The sequence below is a fragment of the Flavobacterium frigoris genome (genome assembly GCF_900111075.1).
GTDB lineage: Bacteria > Bacteroidota > Bacteroidia > Flavobacteriales > Flavobacteriaceae > Flavobacterium > Flavobacterium frigoris.
Genome location: NZ_FOFZ01000017.1, coordinates 47,690 through 68,241 on the forward strand (window position 1 = coordinate 47,690; position 20,552 = coordinate 68,241).

The following is a 20,552-nucleotide window of genomic DNA, read 5'->3' on the forward strand; positions in this document are numbered from 1 at the left end:
TACGGCTAAAAAGCCTTGTTTTTATAAATCGGGAGATACCACTTCTATCCCTAACGCAAATTAAAAACATCCTGCAAAGCCATACTAACTCGCAGGATATTGATTGTTATTAGAATAAATAACGCACTCCAAACTGGAACTGTCTTGGTGGCGAAGCGTTTCTTTGTGTAAATAATCCGCTGGCGCTAGAACCCCCTTGAATCTGGTTACTTTGAGTCGCATTATTACTATATCCACTTAAGTTTTCGGCATTCAATACATTAAATATATCAGCACGTAATTCTATTTTATTATTTCCAGCAATCGTGATTTGGTGTTGCACTCCTAAGTCAAAAGTAGTACTCCACGGTAATCGATCATTGTTTCTGCTCTCTCCCGGAAAACGGTCACTATTCCCTGTGTAAGCATCAGAAAAACTGGCACCATCTCCATTCAAATCTGTAGTTCCAAAACCAAGTGGAATTCTGTTAATCGGTTGTCCACTTTGCAGTAAACCCGCCACTGTAACCGTAGTTCCTTTAAAAGGATAATAGCTATAAATTCCGTTAATATTATGTGTTCTATCATTTACAGATGGCCCCCATTCATTCGCATAATTATTCCCATCGGATGCTCTAAAATTGATTCCGTCCGTATCATTTTTACTTGAAGATAATGTATAGTTCAATCGGTACGAATACTCATCAGTACCTCTTGTTTTTTGGTAATTAAAACTCATGGCATAATACCTAGATTTCCCTTCGTTTTCACTTACAATAACGCTTCTAGCAATTCCTGTAACCCGCTGTCCGTTGATGGTAGCACCTCCATTTATAATAGGAATTGGTCGAGATGCATCCGCTTGCGCCTGAGTTCTTATTACTACATTATTAGGATCAATAGGATATTCCGCAGCTGCATTCAGGTTGCGTAAACGCGTTAAGTTCTCTCCTCTATTGTGAACCACATCTACAAAAAACAATCGCTCGTCTGTTAATTGCAATTGGTATCCTAACGCCAATTCATGAGTATAGGCATTCTTATATCCATTCGGATTCAGAATTCTGCGTTCATTCGAAAATATATTCTCTCTTTGTCCTTGTAAATCTGTAGCTGAAGGGCCTTGTAAATAATTCACGCCAGAAACTGTAGCTGCTAAATTTCCGTTATAGGTAATTCGGTCAATATTAGTATTCGCTGGTAAAAGTCCCAATCTTTTTAGCTCTTCCAATTCTAACTTATAGCTTTGAGAAGTCGTGTTTTGCTGCAAAGCATCACTATAAACAGCATAATTTACTTTGTCGTATGAAATTCCGTATCCACCACGTAAACTGCTTGAATTATCTAATTTATAATTGAAATTAAAACGGGGCGCCAAGTTGTTGTAATCGCCTTTATCGCTTCCTCCTTTTGATAAATTATCGAAGTCATAACGCAACCCTAAAGTAAGATTCAATCGATTAGTAACCGACCATAAGTCCTCAATATAAGCCGAATAAATATCTTGCTTTTTTCCAAAAGAAGCTGGTCGTAATTCTACATTATAATTTAAAACTTGAACATCTTGCGGAATATCATTTACATTTAAATCTCCTCCTACACCACTATTTTTGATAACATCAATTTGGTTTTGATTCAATTTCACTCGGTAATTCCCTACTGGATTTCCACCTCCAAATAATTGGTGATCGCCTCTAATAAAATTAAGACCTGCTTTAATGGTATGATTTTCTGCGTAATACTTTACTTTTTGTTGCAACTGAATCGTATTTTCGATAGCATCAAAAACATAACCTGGATTTCCAATAACGCCTAATGTTTCATCATTTACACCTAAAATCGTTACTTGCGAACTATTGGGATTAAATGGCTTTGCATAATTCCATCTAAAACGACTATACTGCACATTAGTTTCTCCAGAAAAATCACCAAATTTATAACTGTTTTTTAAAGCCAATAAAATACTGTTGCGTTGCTGTGTATTTCCTGCTGATTTAAAAGTAGAACCACCATCGAGTCCGCCACCTTGTCTTTCAACATCGATCACGCCCACGTTTGCACGCAAGGAAGAACTGAAATTTGGATTCCAAATCTGATCAATTTTCGATGAAAAATAATTGAATGTGTTCGTTCCTCTTACGGTTTCAGTAATGCCTAATTGTGGCACATTTAACAAGTTATCTTTGATATCAGTCGTGTGTTCAAAATTGAAATAATAAAAGGTTTTGTCTTTTACTAAAGCCCCTCCAATTCCTCCACCCGCTTGATAACGAGCAAAACCATTTTTAACTTGGTTTCCAGACAAATCTCTCTGTGCAAAACTAGATTTTCCATCAATGGATGGTCCAGGCCTTGTAATAAAGAACACTTCTCCAGTAGTTTCATTAGATCCAGAACGTGGGGTAATGTTGACAATTCCGCTTCCAGTTAAACCATATTCCGCCGAGAAATTATTAGTTAAAACCGTAACATCTTTTACAAATCCTGACGGAATTGCAAATTTTTGTCCTCCTAGAAATCGCTCATTATTGTCTAATCCATCAATCAAATAGGAAGTATATCCAGAACTTGCTCCATTGATACTCACATTTGCCGCTTCAGGAAAGAACCCTGTCGCCTGTGACACATTAGGCAAGCGAAACAAAACTCTTGTAATATCACGCCCTTCGACAGGGATTTCTTGAATTTCGGCGGCTTTCATTTCAAAAGAAACTTCGGCATCGCGGCGGTTAATTTTTGCAGTTGCTCCTTTAGTAATCAAAACTTCATTCAACTCGTTGGATTCTTTTGGTGCTAAGAGCAAAGTGATATTTGCCGCTTGATTTGAACGCACACTAATTAATTCTGATTTTTGCGCAGCGTAAATTGCCGTTCCTTCAAAAACAACTTGGTATCCATCTAAGGCTGGAATCCCTCTAAAAGTAACCTTACCTTGACTATTTGAAATTTGTTGGACGCTACTATTACGAGTGCTATTCAATAATAAAACTTCAATACTAGCAAGAGGTTTTTGTGTATTAAAATCGATGATTGAGACGGATAAGTCTTCTTGAGCGACAGCAAATGTTGTGACACTCAATAGTAAAAACAGGAAAAATTGTTTCATTAAAGTACGGTTTTGGATTATAATTTTTAAAATAAACCACTATGGACTTAAAGTCCATAGATTTGGTTGTCAATCTTAAAGTCTGCATGTTGTATTGCTAATATTTACCGCAGATTCGCAAATTATCTTATATCAATTATTTTAAAATTTGCGAATCTGCGGTGTTAACATTTTTTAGAAGCTAAAGCGAGATGCACTGAAAGTACATAGTTTTAAACTCTATTTGAGACCAATAAAAGCTAGAAAATTACTCCAATACGGGAGAGCCTTTATTAAAATTAAGTCCAATAAACGCATGAGCATAAAAGTGCTTTAAAAACGAGTATATAGCAATTGTATAGAAAAGAAAGGATGCCAAAATACTTTTAAAACTACTGTAAAAAGGAAGGTCACGCAAGCGCTCTTCAAAATCACTTTTAGTATTACAATCGGCTAAAGGAGTAATAATTCCTAGCTTTTGTGTACAATAAAGCGCTTGTAATTGTCCAAATACTTTTGGTGTTTGCCAATCAATTTTGGCGAAAGCCGCCTTATTAAATGAAAGTCTCGAAATTCCTATCAAGTAAGTACCGCCTTTAAAATTAGAACCAAGTACGACACTCTTATCTTGCAGCTCCCTAAAAGCTTCTTGCAAATGAGGCAACCGCAATCCCGGACTATCATTCCCTAACACAATAACCTTATCATACCCTCTATCCAATACGGATTGAATGGCGTGACTCAACTTATCTCCAAAAGAATCGCCTTGTTGCGTATTTTCATCAGAAATAAAATAAGGCAGTTTTGTTTTATGAACCGTTTGTAAGACTTTTTGATTCATTTTATGCCACAATAAATCATTCTGTCTTTTGCCATAAGCAATTGGTTTCAAAGCACTTTCTACCTCATCGCTTTGCGCAAAAAGGAGAATCGCTACTGAACAAGAATGTTTATTATTTAAATTCATATACTTAAAGACGAATAACAGGAGTGTTCCTGACAACAAAAATTATTTTTATTATACTTTTTTTGAAACTTTAATTTGGCTTCACCAAAAATGGCTTCTTCAAAGATACAATCTATATTCTTCTATCTAAGTACGAAAATTATCTCATTATGGTTTTATGTTTTTTAATTTTTTTTGCCATAAAGTAGTCTAGCATCAAGCAAAAGCTCGTTTTCTAGGCAAAGTGATATAATTTTATACCTTTGCAGGATGCATAAAACTATTTCATTACACTACTTAAAAAGTAAATCTTCACACAGCAATCCGTTATTTTGCTTCTTAACTAAAAAGACAATCCCTTCTTAAATTAGTATTTTCTTCTCAAATTAATTCATTTTTTAATTACAATAAACATTTTATGTTTTCAAAAATTACTTTGATAATTGGCTTTTTGCTATTATCAACCGGAGCTATTTATGCTCAAGACAAACCCGAAGTAACCATAGGTGGTGCTTTACGATTCAATTATAATTTATCAACGTGGAAAGAAGGACAAAAAAAACGAGGTGGCGATTTTGGCTATGATGTCTTTCGTATTAATGCTAAAGCTAAATACCAAGGAATTAAACTAAATGCAGAATACCGCTTGTATTCAGAAAGTTTTGGAGGCGGAATGCTAAAACAAGGTTGGCTGGCGTATGATTTTGACTCTAAAAACGAAATTCAAGTTGGATTAACCCAAGTCCCTTTTGGTATAACTACCTACAATTCCCACAACTGGTTTTTTAGCATTAACTATTACATTGGCCTGGAAGACGATCATGATATGGGTGTTAAGTTCACACATACCGATAAAAAATGGAATTACACTTTGGCTTTTTTCAAAAATGCAGAAGAGTTAAGATTTGGTAGCAACTCTGATATTTCAGATAGTCGTTATTCTTATGATGTTGCTTCTATAGATTTAGATGGTGATGGCGTTTTGGATTTACGCAATAAAGAAACAAACCAAGTTAATGGAAAGCTTAGCTATACAATAGGAAATGACAGTATTAATCATAAAATAGGCGCCTCAGTACAATATGGCGGACTTTATAACTTAGATACCCAAGAAATGGGATCGCATTATGCAGCGGCATTGCATTATGAATTAAAGTACAAGCGCTTTGGTGTAAAAGCCCAAGTGTCAACCTACAAAAAAAGTCCAAAAAACCCTAACGGACAAAACAACGAAATTATAGCGATGACAGCTTATGGTGCTCCATACCTCGTGGCAGCAGCAGGAAATACCTATACTTTAGGCGTACAATACACAGTACCTGTAAAATGGGGTCCAGTATCAAGCTTACAATTCTATAATGATTATGGATACCTAGAAAAAATAAACGCTGATTTTAAAGACTCGGCGATGAATGTTACTGGTGTTTTAGTTTCTGCCGGAAATGTATATACGTATTTTGATATTGCGGCGGGTAAAGACCAACCTTGGCTCGGACCAGTTTGGAAAAATGCATTGGCAAACGGAACTGCAAATGCCAAATGGGAAGTGCGTTTTAATATGAATATCGGGTACTACTTTTAAACCGTTTTTCTGTATCATAACCAATAGGAGATTTTACCTCTTTTATAATCAAAAAAAACAGCCTTTAGTTCCATCAGGATTAAAGGCTGTTTCTTTTATGTTCCTATTTAAACAAAAAGGAACGTTAAAAATTCTATCTTATTCAACAAAACAATTCTGTAACGATGACAAGTTAATAAACGTCTTCAATGACATAATTAGTTTCATTAAATTGGAATTTATTTCCTTTTTCTAAACCTCTCATGTTTGCATAAATGGGCGCTTTGGTTGAAATACCAAAGACCGTTTCTCCATCTACTTCCACTCTTTCACTGGATACACCAATAAAAAAAACAAATTGCTCAGTGACAACAACTGCTCCTGGTGCAACAACTGAGTTTTCCTTTTTAACATCCAGTGAATTTAGATAAGCTAATTCTTCTTGGGCAAAAGCGAGTTCGTCACCAATGGCTTTCAGTAATTCATATTTTCCAGCTCGGCGATCTTCACTCTGACTCGGTGATTCATTCTGGCTGAAGGTATCGTCATTCATTTCAGCTTCACGCTGTTTAAAATTATCAATCAATTCATGCTGCTTTTGTATACAGGCTTCAAATATTCGGGTTTTAACTATTCTACTTTTCATAATATAGGCATCAGTTTAATAAGTCCTAAAGATATACTTTTTATTCTAAAACCTCCATTAGGTTGTGTCCTGGTATACAATTTAAATCAATTTCGATTTCAAGCGACAATAAATTCGCTAGAAAGCCTCCTTTGTCAAGATTAGCTATTTTCGTGATTTTATCATATTAATCCATATATTCGTAAACACGGAATTACATGGGGTAGATATCCTTGCTCTGCATCAGGATACTTCACATTGGGAACAATAATTAACCGCCCCTAAATTCATATACTAATTGTAAAATACCATGATAGAATTATATTTAAAGACGAATGAAGTAAAGAAATTTAATTTCATTAGTGAGATTGACACTGATGCTGTCGATCTGTTTAATATTCGGATTATTGATTATACAGACAGTATACTAAGCGAGGTTTCTGAAAAATTTGGAATCGACATATCTATTTTTAAACAAAAAGAGGATATTGAAATAAGTTCCCATTACCTAAAATCAAACGATCAATTATCTTTTAATTTTTCAATACCCAAATACAATTCGGAGACCCTTTTTAAAGAAGAAGAAATATTTATTATCATTAAAAACGAATTAGTATTTTATTTTTTATCTTCAAACATTGATAACGATTTTTTAAAGCTGACCAAAACAAGATATGATTTCACGAGTATCCATTTTAGCTCTCATTTAGAACATTTTGTTTTCCAAATAGGAATAATCTCCGATTATTATGCCGATTTGACCGAGATAATATCCAGGAGAATAAAGCGTTTTTATGAGAATATTTTAAATTCGAAAGACTATAATGAAAAAGATCTGGATTTAATAATGATACTCAACTTCAATAATCTATTGATTAAAGAATCAATAAGTAATTTCCAAAGAATATTGCATTTGCTGATACAAAATAAATTTGAACTAAAGACGATAACAACTAAAATCAACCTAGAGCTGGATGATATCGCAGTAATTTCAGACCATATCCAATTTAATTTTGAAAGGCTTGATGACTTGGAGGATAATATAAACAGTAAAATTGATTTAGAACAAAATAAAATATTTAGAACATTGACAATTATAACCGTATGCATCTCTCTACCAGCGTTAATTGCAGGAATATATGGAATGAATTTTAAAAATATGCCCGAACTAGAATGGGAATATGGCTATCCAGCAGCAATTGGACTAATGATAATTAGTTTCGTAATTGCATTAATCTATTTCAAAAAGAAAAAATGGATCAAATAAATTAAGCAAAAAAAACAGTTAATTCCCATCCATTATTGTGATTTCCCAAAGCATTGACGGTGTTACTAATCAAATAAACAAAGCAAATATGAATCTAGATAAAGACTTTACTTTTCAAACTCTTAAACTAAAACCTGACTACGATGGAGAAGCAATTGCTACGTTAATTTCTTCAAAACACAACCTAGGGAATAGAAAAAGTGTATTGTACTTACATGGTTATAATGACTATTTTTTTCAAACCCATGTAGCTGAAAAATGCAATGAAAATAATTTTGATTTTTATGCTCTTGATCTTAGGAAATACGGCAGATCCCTTCTGAAACATCAGCACCCCAATTATTGCAAAGACATTGAAGAATATTTTGAAGAAATATCAATTGCTATACGTGACATTTATACCCTTAATAAAGAACCTATTTCCCTGTTAGGTCATTCCACTGGTGGATTAATAGCAAGTAGCTATATGAACAATGGCTCTGAAAGAAGCCATATAAGTGCTCTTATTTTAAATTCACCCTTTCTTGATTTTTATCAATCTAACTTTGAGAAGTTCATTACTTATTGGGGGTCAAAAACCATTTCCACCCTAGCCCAGTATGCCAAAATTGAAGGAGTACTATCGCCTGTCTATGGACAAAGTTTACATAAAGACTATTATGGTGAGTGGGATTATAACCTCGATTGGAAGCCAATAAAAGGATTTCCGACCTATTTTAAATGGGTAATGGCGATAAACATCGCACAAAAAAAACTAGCACACTCTAACATAAAAGTACCCATTCTAGTTATGCATTCTTCGGCTTCCAAAAAGGGTAATACTTTTTCCGAAGAGGCCATGTCAAGAGATACGGTATTGAACATTGAAGACATAAAAAGAGTTGGAGTAACGCTGGGCGATGATGTGACCTTACTGCAAATTGATCATGCGCTGCACGACATCTTTCTATCTCCAAAAGCGGTCAGAGAAAACGCTTTTGATACGATGTTTTCCTGGCTAGTAAAAATTAAATAAATAGCAACAATTAAAAATCGAAATAGCAATACGGGAATTTTTTATAAATAAATCTAATTTTCGGCACCTTATTTTAGAAGCTAAATGAGACACTACTCCATTTAAGTAGTTAAATTAGTCACTATGAAAGTCCGTTTACTATCCCCTCTTTTTTGTCAATAAAATCTATTATGAGTTCCAATAGCGATAAAGATAAGCCGAATTAAATTAATCAATTTACAAGTCTAAAAAAATTGAATACAACCTCCGTATACAATTAAAATAAAAACCATTTAGAGATTAAGACTCATTAAGTTTATATGCTTAATTTTCTTAATCTCTAAATGGTTCAAAAAAAGAGGTTACAATTTAATACAACCTTTCAAAAAAATGTTTATTTCAACTTCGCAGTATCCACTCTAGTTGGCGTGTCTTTTCCGCTGATGATCGTTGACGAACTAATCGCGATCGCTTTAATGATTTCGGTCATATTATTCATGTCTAAAGTCTCAATTTCATCACTTGCTTTGTGATAATTAGGTTCATTATCCATTTTTGAAGTCGAAATTGTATGCGCAGGAACACCTAATTTTGCTAGAGTAGCGTTATCAGAGCGATAAAAAAGCTGTTGCTCTGGATAAGGATCAGCATAAAATTTAAAGGCAGAACCTTCTAAGTTCTTCTGAAGTATTTCACCCATATTTGATTTATCAAAACCAGTAATATAAGCTGAATTCTTTCCCCATTTCGATTCTGTTCCTATCATTTCTAGGTTAAACATCGCTATCACTTGCGCTGGGTCTAGTTGTTTCGAAAAATATTTCGCACCATATCCACCTAATTCTTCGGCTACAAAAGCTGTGAAAATGATCGAACGCTCGTTAGTATCCATTTTCTTAAAATAGTCGGCCAGCAAGATTACAGCGGTCGTTCCCGCAGCATCATCATTGGCCCCATTATAAATAGAATCTTTTGCATCATGCGGCATTCCTTCCCCTGGAGACCCTACACCAAGATGATCGTAATGCCCTGAAAACACTACATATTCATTCGGTTTGCTTTTCCCTTTCAAAACCCCAACGACATTATTTAATTTATTAGTTGTAATGGTATGGGTCGCTTCAATCGAAAAATGGGTCGCCTCAGCAGGGCCAAAAACAAATACTACCGTATTCTTCCCAGGAGTTGCCGCCATCATTGGCATATGAAGCATGTTCTGAATCGCTTTTTTAAACGAATTATCAACAAGAACCAGCAGGTTTTTATCGCTTTGGTAATACTCATAAAACTTAGGGCCAAAAGCATCTCCAGCTCTAATATTCACCACCGCAATAGGACTATTCTCTGTAAAAGAAACTTGAGGTTGGTATGAAAACGAAAGCATCGAACCCGCATCAATCACTTTGCCGTCAATCGTTACTTCCAGACTTTTCCTTTTAGACTCCGTCATTGCAAATTCCTGCTTGTAATCTTTCGCGCCGTCAAAGGTTTGTAAACCTATTTTCTTGAACTGCGACTCAATATACGCCGAAGCCTTATCGATACCTGGAGTAAAAGCCCTGCGCCCTTGCATATCATCAGCCGCAAGTACTTTTTCGATCTCTGTTACCTTGCTTACCGTAATCAATTTATCAATAGACTGCGCCTGAACTAGCAAACCAGAACAAAGCACCAAACCAGTTAAAACAATTTTTTTCATAGCTATATTTTAAATAAGTAATAATCAATTTCTAATAAGAGTGTAAAAACACAAATGTGTTACAGTAAATCTAATAAAATCACTAACATAAACGCATTGCGGTTCATTAGCCTCTAATGAAAAAATTTAATAGTCTGTTTTATTTTTAGGAGCAGGACAACAATCGTTTTCAAGAACTTCCCCTCCTGCTGTCCGCTGTATTCCCGAATAATAAAAACTACGGCTAAAAAGCCTTGTTTTATTAAATCGGGAGATGCCGCTCCCATCAGGGCTACTAATCACGGGTAATTTTCATAATAACGGTATTACGAATTGTCATTACCACGAACAGCCTGTCCCGATTTTTTGGGAAAGCAATCTCACAAAGCATATTCGCGACAAAACTTAAGCCTTATATTTCTTTAGTTTGAAGTTACATTTTTTATGGGACAGCTTCGTTCCTCGCAGTGACTTTTATGCTAGTGCTTAACTATACACGAAAGGATTCGTACGGAAGCGCGGGGGATTTTTTTTTAAATAAACAATCTATAATCATAAGTTCTTCCCTCAAATCTAGACAGTAATTTTCCAATTCTCGCTATTTTATTTGATGAATCAATAGTTGAAGGTAGTTTTGAATATAAATCCAATGAGTTCCAATTCATTTTTGTTAAGCCTAAAATTTCTGTTGAAATTAAATCAATATCTGATTCTCCATAATGTTTAGTTATTTTAACTGGAGCAGGAATACTTCTACCACCTAAGTAAAATTTATAATTCGGTTGTCGAACAGAAGGCACGATCCCGTGAGTCCACAATAAGGCAGTGTGTTTATTTGTTACGATACAAGTTCCTCTTGAAATAGGAAATTTATCTACTTGTAATTCGTTATTATATACGCTCATTGCTACAAAACGTGCATCAGTCTCAAAACTGATTTCAATAAGGTCTATTTTTTTAATTCCAGCCTGATGTAAACTAGCTTTAATACCGTCTATTTCATCTTGTGTAAATTTTGTTCTTTTATGAATAACTACTCTTTCAGGAAGTTTATTTAATGATTCGTAAAAAAGTGTTCTAATCGAAACTCCAAATTCAAAGGAGTCTTTAAATGATAAATACGGATTGTTTTGTTTATCTAAAATATAATTATCAATTTTCGATAATTTGTATTTTAATCCTTGTCCATTAGAGTCATAAATGTGACTACAACCGATTACAATTTCTGATTTATCTTTTATTTTAGAAATACTATACCCAATTCCAGCATATGCTGTGTTTTTTTCCTGATTATTTAAAATCCAAGGAGTCCTTAAAGATTTCACATAAAATGATAGTGATAACCACCAATTAATTTGACAAGTTAAATTGTCTTCTAATGTTTTCTCCCTAATTAATTGTGTCGCAATTCCTTTTGAAGCAGCAAATGCTTTTACATAATCGTGTAAGTCAAAACTTTCTTCTTTGTTTACAAAACTTTCAAAATTTTGCCATTCGTTTGGAATAAAAATAACGATTGTACTTTGACTTTTGGTATTGGCTATTTGTTCAATTTTTGAAGTTATAAGTCTAGCAAGTTTAATTGCATTTTCGTGCGCTTCAAGCCCATTATCACCTTTAAAATCAATATCCAGCCAACTCCCATCATTTTCAAAGTATGGAATGTTTAAGGGAATATTATAAATTGATGAAAAGCCTGGGTAATCTATTAAGTAATCAGGGTTTATGTTGTCAGTTGAGTGTTTTGTTTGTAATTGGGAAAGAAAGGCATAAAACTTATTTGAATATTTTCCTCCACAAATAACAGATAAGTTTATTTCATTAGATAAGATTACTCCGTTTAGATTAACATCATAAGGACGATTATTTACTAAACCTCTCATTGGATGGTAATCTTTGAATTCCATATCTGATGAAATGTTACGAAAAACAAGTTGTGGTTCTAAAAATTGGACACCCTTAAATTGAGTTTGTCTATTATCGTATTCTTTTGGTGTGTAACCTTTAAATTTAGAGTCTAGAACATTTATTTCTCCAAAAGCTGTACTTGAAGATATTTGAAATTCAAGACCGCTACCAGATTGAAGAGGATATTCAAATTTTATTCTAGGTTTATTAAATAAAAGCTTCCTCCAGTTTTCTAATATTTCGTCATATTTATCGTTATATAATTTCTCTAAGTTGTATTTACTAATAGTTAGCTTTTCTGTTTTTGAAATTTCTTGGTCACAGGTTAAATTTATTGTTGGTGTAAAAGTTAAGTAACCAAAGCTTTTGTTTTTATCAAAGTAAAATGAAAGATATAGTGCCTTATGAATTTTGATGCTTTTGTATTCACTTTCATTGGAAGTCAACCATATTTTATTTTTATTATTGGTAGAAATTCTTTTGTCATTGGCAAAATGTTTCAAAATTGCTTGCAACATTAAAGATTTGAAGGCTGATACATTTTCGACATCAAACTTACTTATTGATTCTCTTTTAACATCACTTTTTAAAAGACCATTAAATGCATTTGAAATATCGGTTAGTGTTCCTATAGCAAGTACTTTTCTTTTAAAAGGGACTGCACAGATGTTATTTGTTTGACAAATAGTTTTTAAAAAACTCCAAGGTTTTTCATTCTTATAGTCAATTTCAAATTGAAATACCTCTTTTGGGAAAACAACAGGGTGTAAATTACTTTTAATATATTTTCCTGTATTTGAAAAATTTAAATGAAATTCAGTTTTTAAATACTCTTCATTTTCAGAGCTTTCAAGTGCGTTTTGAATTTCTTTTGAAAGAGAAGCATTATCCTCAAATGCTGATTTAGCTAAATGAATTATAGTCTTATCAAATCCGTCTGTTGTTACGTAATGGGCTTCTCTTCCAGAATCTCGAACAATACTAAGCAATTTAGCTACTTCGTCCGATATTTCACTTCCATAACCACACCAATACAATCTTCCAGCACCTATTCGAGTGAAAGCCTTTGTTATTGCGTCCATTAAAGATGTATCTCTTCCGCTATAGCCAATAATTATCAAGTTTTTATCTAGATGATAATTAGATAGATTTTCAATAAACACTTCATTTTGAGAATCTAACTCTTCTATTGTGTTTTTTAATGAACTGAATTTATAATCACCATGAAGAGCGATTGCAAGAAGTTCCTTGTTGCTTTGATTTCGATAGATTCTATCTACATTATCTAGATTTATTTCTATTGGTGTCAGTTTGTTCTGATGAGCTGAACGAACAATAAGTCCGTCAAAATTTGTAGTCCAAACAGATTTGATAATATTATGCTCTGAAAGTAAACATAATAGTCTATAACCAATATAAGGCTCTTTATTTTCTATTAGACTTAAAAAATATTTTCTTCTATCATCACTAATTGGATATGCCTTTTCTGCATAAAAAGAATATTCTTCATTAGAGTCTAATTCAGGATATTCTCCTTGACTATCCAGCCATTTTTGTATACTTTTTCTAACAGAATTCTCTTTGTAATTTTTATAATAATCTGATGCATTTATATTCTTAGAGAGATAAATGTCTTTTTTCCATTCCCAAATACAGTCATATGCAGATTGAATTCCTGAACTTATTGATGCACCTGCCCCTAACAAAATTGAATGAGGGACATCTGTATTTCTTTTAAAAGACCTTAAAAAAGCATCGTAATCTAATCTTAATTTTTCTGTCATTTGGTACATGTTTTTTTTTAGCTAACATGGAACTTATACATGCTGCATTATAGCGAGAATTCATCCAAATTTAACTTTTTTGGCGCTATTTTCCTTTTACTAGTTATTTCAAATATACCATTAAATATCCTAAAAATCTGAATAAATAACACTTTTGAATTCAAATATAAAACCTTCTCCACAATAAACTTTACGGAAAACCACAATCACTCCAATTACCCCACAAATCCCCTAGCCCCGGTAGCAGTGAAAACCCCATGCAGGTCGAAAACCACTTTTACTGGTAGTGGCAGAGCGACCGCAGGAAGCTCCTGCCAGTGCCTAGTAAAAGGGTTTGAGACCAAATGGGTTGTAGCGAATAACGGGAAAAGCTCCTGAAAATAGATTTAAATAAGGTTCCTAAAATATAGATTTTAAAAACGAATCAGCCCATTAATTTGCACCCAATTCATAAAAAAAATCCCAAAATCTAACAAGTAGGCTTTGGGATTTTATGTTTAAAATGAAAAGTTTAAACTACTATTCGATAGGTAAAACTATGGTGGAAGTCACTTGTTCTAAAACCTCAAAAGCGGTTTCTGCCATTTTATTTCCTTTAGTATCCAAAAGTGGATTTACTTCTACCACTTCAAGACAAACTACCTTTCTACTTTTAATAATCTGATTGATGATCGCAATTACTTCATGTTGATCAAATCCTTTAGCAACAGGGGTTCCCGTACCATATGAAATCATATCACAATCCATAGAATCTACGTCAAACGAAATGTAAATTAAATCACAATTTGACAGCTTAGTCAATGCTTCAGAAACGCAGGTTTGAAGTCCTCTATAGCGTACTTCATCTACCATGTAGTTTCTAATCCCTAATTTTTCAATTTGGCTATTCTCTGCCTCTTCCGTATCACGAACTCCAAAGTAAATTAAATTTTCGGGACGTATTTTAGTACCAGGAGTACCAATGTTTTTCATGTCTTCCCAATGCTGTACTGTTTCGGGAGTAATTTCATTGATTTGACAATCTAAATTATCTTCTCCCAGCGCTGCTGATAAAGGCATTCCATGAATATTTCCTGATGGAGAAGTGTAAGGCGAATGTAAATCGGCATGCGCATCAATCCAAACCACACCTATGGTCTTTGTTGGATAAACCGCTTTAATTCCACTTATCGTTCCCAATGCTGACGAGTGATCACCTGAAAGCACAATAGGAAAATAATTCGCTTGTAAATTATGCTTTACAGCATAAGAAACTCGCGTACATTGTTCTACAACGTGTTCGATTCTTTTAGCAAAATTATTTCTATTTTTATCATAGATGCTTTCGTTGTGCGTTTTCACATCTTCAAACTCAAATCGATTAAAATAATCACTGTTTTTATTGATAGCTGCAATTTCGATAGCATCAACCCCTAAATCAGATCCTCGCGTTCCCGCACCAATATCTGACCGGTTTTTTATTAATTTTACAAATCGTTCCATAACAAATTTTTATTTGAAATCGTTAAGTGCTTTTTCAATAATTGCAAGACAGTCTTGAATTTGAGCTTCCGTAATTACTAATGGCGGAGCAAATCTAATTTTATTCCCGTGAGTTGGTTTAGCCAATAATCCGTAGTCTCTAAATTTCAAACAAATTTGCCAAGCTAAATCAGATTCTTCATCACAATCGATTACTATTGCATTCAACAATCCTTTTCCTCTCACTAAACTGATTAGTGAATTTCTTGAAGCGATATCATTCAGTCCTTTTCTCAATATGATTCCGAGACGTTCTGCGTTTTCTGATAAATTTTCGTCACGAACTACTTCAAGAGCGGCAACGGCAACAGCGGCAGCAACCGGATTTCCACCAAAAGTAGATCCATGTTGACCTGGTTTGATGACATTCATAATTCCATCATTTGCCAATACGGCAGAAACTGGATATACTCCTCCTGAAATTGCTTTTCCTAAAATAAGGATATCTGGTTTTACTTCTGGCGTATTTTCACATCCTTTAGTACAAGAGCAATTGCCACAAGTTGCTAATAATCTACCAGTACGTGCTATTCCTGTTTGTACTTCATCTGCTATGAACAAAACGTTATGAGCTGCACAAAGTGCTTTGGCTTTAGCCAAATAACCTTCGCTAGGAACATAAACTCCTGCTTCACCTTGAATAGGTTCTACTAAAAATCCTGCAATATTTTTACTTGATTTTAAAGTTGCTTCTAGAGCGTCAATATCATCATAGGCAATTTTGATAAACCCATCTGTAAACGGACCGAAGTTTTTACGTGCATTTTCGTCATTTGAAAACGAAATGATTGTCGTTGTTCTTCCATGAAAGTTATTCTCACAAACAATAATTTCTGCTTGATTTTCAGGAATCCCTTTTACTTCATAAGCCCATTTTCTACATAATTTCAAAGCCGTTTCAACAGCTTCAGCACCTGTATTCATAGGTAACACTTTGTCAAAATTGAAATATTTAGTCACATATTCTTCAAAAACTCCTAACTGGTCATTGTGAAATGCTCTAGATGTTAAAGTCAAGGTTTGTGCTTGCTTTACCATTGCTCCAACAATTTTTGGATGACAATGTCCTTGATTTACTGCGGAATATGCAGACAAGAAATCATAATATTTTTTACCATCAACATCCCAAACAAAAACCCCTTCACCTTTGTCAAGAACTACCGGTAATGGATGATAATTATGAGCTCCATATTTATTTTCTTTTTCTATTAACGCTTCTGCTTTAGAAGAAAGTCCTTGATGTGTGTGTTCCATGATCTATTATTTTTTAATGCTTAGAATACAAAAATACAAATATTTTTGTGTTTCACAACAAAAATCAATGGTTTTGACTTATTTACTGTAGTAAAAAGTTAATTTTATATAAATACACTATTTTAAAAGTCATTTTTCATAAATTAGATCTATATTTCTAACTGAAAAAGAAAAAAAACAATTACTTTTATAGCTACTAAAGTTACGCATTTAAATTTAAAGAAAAATCCATGGATACATTAGATGAATTCGACATTAACATCATAAAAGAATTAGAAAAAGATGGTCGTATGGCCTATTCGGCAATAGCTGCAACATTAAAAATATCAAATACTATGGTCCATCAGCGTATCAATCGTATGATGGAGCAAGGAATCATTACGGGAATCAAACCCATCATCAACGAAAAAAAAATAGGCTATGATTGGGGCGCTTTTACTGGGATTACTTTAAATAAAGATGAAGATTCAAGCAGAATTATAGAAGAACTTAAAAAAATCCCGGAAGTAACGGAGTGTTATTACATTACAGGTTCTTATACCTTGTATATAAAAATGATTGCACGTGACCATGAGCACATGAGAAAATTACTCTATGAAAAAATTGACACCATTCAGGGGATTGCAAAAACGGACTCCATGATTGAATTAGGCTGTGCCTTTAAAAGAAATATTTCATTGTAATATTTTGTTTACAAAATTACTGAAATTTGGCACTTTTCTCAAATAAAGAGATACATACATCAATTTATTCTATAGTATAAAGTTAAATATTTATTTTTATTTCTGATATTTGTATAAACAAATAACATACAATGAAAAATTTAAAATATTTTATTTTGGGAGTTCTTATATACTCAAACGCCTCTTTTGGTCAATTAAAAGCAGTTGTTTATAAAGACGGAAGTCAGGTTTTAAATGGTTTTAAAATTGCGCCAAAAAAGAAAAGCGACCAAAAACCGGGGATTTTGATTCTTCCTGCATGGCATGGAATTGACAAAGCATCTAAGGATATTGCAGGAGATTTGGCTAATTTGGGGTACTACTCCTTCGTAGCAGATATTTATGGAGAAGGGAATTACCCGAAAGATAATGCTGAAGCAGGCCAAAAATCCAGTTATTATAAAACCAACTACAAGGAATATCAAACAAGAATTTCATTAGCCTTGGAACAATTGATTAAGGCTGGTGCTAATCCCGATAATATTGTAGTTATTGGATATTGCTTTGGAGGAACAGGGGTACTTGAAGCTGCTCGTGGGCATCTCAATGTAAAAGGAGTGGTTTCCTTTCATGGTGGTTTAGGCAGAGATGCTACAAGACCTACTGAAGCGATTACCGCTAAAGTCTTGGTTTGTCACGGAGCTGATGATCCTTACGAATCTGCAGCAGAAATTACAGCCTTTCAACAGGAAATGCGTGACACAAAAGCGGATTGGCAAATGATATATTATGCAGACGCAGTTCATGGCTTTACCAATCCGGAATATGGAAATGATAATTCAAAAGGGGCTGCTTACAATGCCACAGCTGCAAGACGTTCTTTCGAACATTTAAAACTTTTCCTGAATGAGGTATTAAAAAAATAGTACTTTTCTCTTACAGCATGTAACTATTAAAGCTCAAATTGTACTAATATTGCACATGAGTATTAATAGTTCCATGCTTTTTAGCAATAATAATACCTACTAATTCCATAAAACCAATTAACTGTTTATGAGTAAAGGTACTTTAAGAAAAGACAAAACCTGTTTGAATTGTAGATACGTAGTAGAAAATCGCTTCTGCTCTAATTGCGGACAAGAAAATACAAATACGAGAAAAACTTTCCATCATTTATTCATTCATTTTTTTGAAGATTTAACGCACTACGAAAATGCTTTTTGGAAGACCATAAAAAATCTTTTATTCAAACCAGCAACTTTAACCAAAGCCTATCTTTCTGGAAAACGATTGTCATATTTAGCACCGGTACGTCTCTATATTTTTATCAGTTTTATTACCTTTTTATTGATTGCTCTTTTTTCTAGTCACGACTCTGAAATAGTACATAATAGTGGAGAAAAAAACGTAACTATAGATTTTGACTTACCAACTGCTAACGCTACAAAAAAAGAAAAAGAACGCGTCAAATTTGGCAATATAACCTATAGTTCTTTAAAAGAATTAGACTCTATTCAGAAACAGGCATCTGAGTCTGAAAAACTATCCGATTTTAAATATTGGATAGCCACAAAAATTCTAATTGTCAAAGAAAACAGTACGAACAAAGAAATGATGGGTAAATTTATCGAATCATTTGTGCATAATCTACCTAAAGTTCTCTTTATATTCATGCCGTTCTTCGCCTTCAGCCTATGGGTATTTCATGGCAAAAAGCGATGGTATTATTTTGATCATGGTATTTTTACCTTGCATTATTTTTCATTTCTATTATTGATTTTTTTAATACTCTTTCTAGCCAATAAATTCCTATCCTTATTTCAAGAATCAGCAGCACTTGAATTTATTACAGTAACTTTGAATTTCATGGGATACGGTTGGATGGTCTACTATTTTTTCCCTGCTCATCGTCGATTTTACGAAGAAACACGAATGATTTCCTTTCTAAAAAGTAGTCTTATTTTTATCATCAACTTCATAATAGTATCTATAATTATTACCCTATTTGCATTTTACACTGTCATCAATCTAAAATAACCCCTAAATGAAAAAAATATTTTCTCTATTTGTGTTGGCCACTACGCTATCGTGCAGTAGCACAAAAGTTACTAAATCAGCAGATAATTCTGATCCTACAAAATATATGAATACCATTACTGCTAATGAGCTAAAAACACATCTTTACATTGTGGCAGCTGACGGAATGGAAGGCCGGGAAACTGGTTCTGCAGGACAAAAAAGAGCTGGAACTTACCTAATCAGTCAATATGTAAAAAATAACATTTCATTTCCTAAAGGAGCGACTAACTTCTACCAAAAAGTTCCTGCTGCCTTTTTGAATGCCAAGCGAGATCAAAGTCTACCCGATTCTGAGAATATATGGGCCTTTATAGAAGGTTCAGAGAAACCTAACGAAATCGTAGTTATCTCTGCGCATTACGATCATGTGGGAGTAAAAAATGGAGATGTCTATAATGGCGCTGATGACGACGGTTCAGGAACGGTTGCATTATTAGAAATTTCCGAAGCATTTCAAAAAGCAAAAAAAGACGGTCACGGTCCTAAACGTTCAATCATGTTTTTACATGTAACAGGCGAAGAACATGGTTTATTAGGTTCTAGCTATTACTCGGAGAACCCTTTGTTCCCCATGGAAAACACTATTACAGATATCAATATCGATATGATAGGCCGTCGGGATGCGGCACATGCCAATACGAATAACTATGTCTACGTAATCGGGGCAGATCGTCTGTCAAGTGATTTAGATATTATCACCGCCACGGCAAATAAAAAGTATGTCCAAATGGATCTGGACTATAAATATAATGATTCTGCAGATCCAAATCATTTTTACGAGCGTTCTGATCATTATAACTTCGCAAAGCATGGTGTTCCTTCCGTTTTCTTATTTAATGGTGTTCATGCTGATTATCATCAAAAATCAGATACACCAGACAAAATCGAATACGATGCCTTAACAAAGAGAGCGCGACTGGCTTTTACGATGGCATGGGAATTGGCTAATAGAGAAAATAGACCCGTTGTAGATAAAAAATAGATTTAGAATTTGGGCACCTCCTCGCTTCCACTAGCGTTCCAGCGAGACCGGGCTATCCGTTTCAATCTCTCTGGTCTCGTTCTGAAAACGAGACCAGAGAGGATTTCCACTTTTATCCCTGGTGCAAAAAAAGGATCAAGACATATTGTTGTGGGGAAATATTAAAATCTAGATCTTTGTGTTTCCAAATTATACCAAATGCAAGATTGTTATAGCGAACTAATCAA

General features: G+C 33.9%; 14 protein-coding genes. 7 read left to right on the forward strand and 7 right to left on the reverse strand.

Going from position 1 to position 20,552, the window contains the following annotated elements; all coding sequences use genetic code 11:
* Positions 1–109: 109 nt before the first annotated feature.
* Both BMW63_RS16030 and BMW63_RS16035 read right to left on the reverse strand, forming a co-directional pair.
* A complete protein-coding gene (locus BMW63_RS16030) occupies positions 110–3,085 on the reverse strand; it encodes a TonB-dependent receptor domain-containing protein (RefSeq protein ID WP_074724471.1) in 2,976 nt (991 codons plus the stop codon).
* Positions 3,086–3,332: 247 nt separating this feature from the next.
* On the reverse strand, positions 3,333–4,031 hold the full coding sequence (locus BMW63_RS16035; RefSeq protein WP_074724472.1) for a DUF2064 domain-containing protein: 699 nt from the start codon (positions 4,029–4,031) through the stop codon (positions 3,333–3,335).
* 397 nt (positions 4,032–4,428) lie between these two features.
* Between BMW63_RS16035 and BMW63_RS16040 the strand changes: the two genes are divergently transcribed.
* Complete coding sequence (locus BMW63_RS16040; RefSeq protein WP_074724473.1) at positions 4,429–5,592, forward strand: hypothetical protein; 1,164 nt, start codon at positions 4,429–4,431, stop codon at positions 5,590–5,592.
* 172 nt (positions 5,593–5,764) lie between these two features.
* On the opposite strand, the gene BMW63_RS16045 is transcribed toward BMW63_RS16040, so the two are convergent.
* Positions 5,765–6,217 carry a hypothetical protein gene (locus BMW63_RS16045; protein ID WP_074724474.1) on the reverse strand — a complete coding sequence of 151 codons (453 nt, stop codon included), beginning with the start codon at positions 6,215–6,217 and terminating at the stop codon, positions 5,765–5,767.
* Positions 6,218–6,506: 289 nt separating this feature from the next.
* Here BMW63_RS16045 and BMW63_RS16050 point away from each other — a divergent pair, with 289 nt between their 5' ends.
* Positions 6,507–7,463: a CorA family divalent cation transporter gene (locus tag BMW63_RS16050; RefSeq protein WP_074724475.1), complete on the forward strand. Its 957-nt coding sequence runs from the start codon at positions 6,507–6,509 to the stop codon at positions 7,461–7,463.
* Between the two features lie 88 nt (positions 7,464–7,551).
* Complete coding sequence (locus BMW63_RS16055) at positions 7,552–8,478, forward strand: alpha/beta hydrolase (protein WP_083380530.1); 927 nt, start codon at positions 7,552–7,554, stop codon at positions 8,476–8,478.
* A gap of 373 nt (positions 8,479–8,851) precedes the next feature.
* Here the strand turns inward: BMW63_RS16055 and BMW63_RS16060 are convergent, their stop codons facing one another.
* From BMW63_RS16060 to rocD, 4 genes are all read right to left on the reverse strand, one after another.
* Complete coding sequence (locus BMW63_RS16060; RefSeq protein WP_074724476.1) at positions 8,852–10,156, reverse strand: M28 family peptidase; 1,305 nt, start codon at positions 10,154–10,156, stop codon at positions 8,852–8,854.
* A gap of 512 nt (positions 10,157–10,668) precedes the next feature.
* Positions 10,669–13,827, reverse strand: a complete 3,159-nt coding sequence (locus BMW63_RS16065; protein ID WP_074724477.1) for an SIR2 family protein — start codon at positions 13,825–13,827, stop codon at positions 10,669–10,671.
* 519 nt (positions 13,828–14,346) lie between these two features.
* The gene (gene rocF / locus BMW63_RS16070; protein ID WP_074724478.1) at positions 14,347–15,309 is read right to left on the reverse strand and encodes an arginase; all 963 of its coding nucleotides are present in this window, start codon (positions 15,307–15,309) and stop codon (positions 14,347–14,349) included.
* Positions 15,310–15,318: 9 nt separating this feature from the next.
* Complete coding sequence (gene rocD / locus BMW63_RS16075) at positions 15,319–16,602, reverse strand: ornithine--oxo-acid transaminase (RefSeq protein WP_074724479.1); 1,284 nt, start codon at positions 16,600–16,602, stop codon at positions 15,319–15,321.
* Positions 16,603–16,832: 230 nt separating this feature from the next.
* Between rocD and BMW63_RS16080 the strand changes: the two genes are divergently transcribed.
* The 4 genes from BMW63_RS16080 to BMW63_RS16095 all read left to right on the forward strand — a co-directional run bounded on the left by BMW63_RS16080 (position 16,833) and on the right by BMW63_RS16095 (position 20,325).
* Positions 16,833–17,285, forward strand: a complete 453-nt coding sequence (locus BMW63_RS16080) for an Lrp/AsnC family transcriptional regulator (RefSeq protein ID WP_074724480.1) — start codon at positions 16,833–16,835, stop codon at positions 17,283–17,285.
* Positions 17,286–17,416: 131 nt separating this feature from the next.
* Complete coding sequence (locus tag BMW63_RS16085; protein ID WP_074724481.1) at positions 17,417–18,190, forward strand: dienelactone hydrolase family protein; 774 nt, start codon at positions 17,417–17,419, stop codon at positions 18,188–18,190.
* A 127-nt stretch (positions 18,191–18,317) separates the two neighbouring features.
* Positions 18,318–19,301 (forward strand): DUF3667 domain-containing protein, encoded by a 984-nt coding sequence (locus BMW63_RS16090; RefSeq protein ID WP_074724482.1) that lies wholly within the window; start codon positions 18,318–18,320, stop codon positions 19,299–19,301.
* Positions 19,302–19,308: 7 nt separating this feature from the next.
* The gene (locus BMW63_RS16095) at positions 19,309–20,325 is read left to right on the forward strand and encodes a M28 family peptidase (protein ID WP_074724483.1); all 1,017 of its coding nucleotides are present in this window, start codon (positions 19,309–19,311) and stop codon (positions 20,323–20,325) included.
* Positions 20,326–20,552 lie beyond the last annotated feature (227 nt).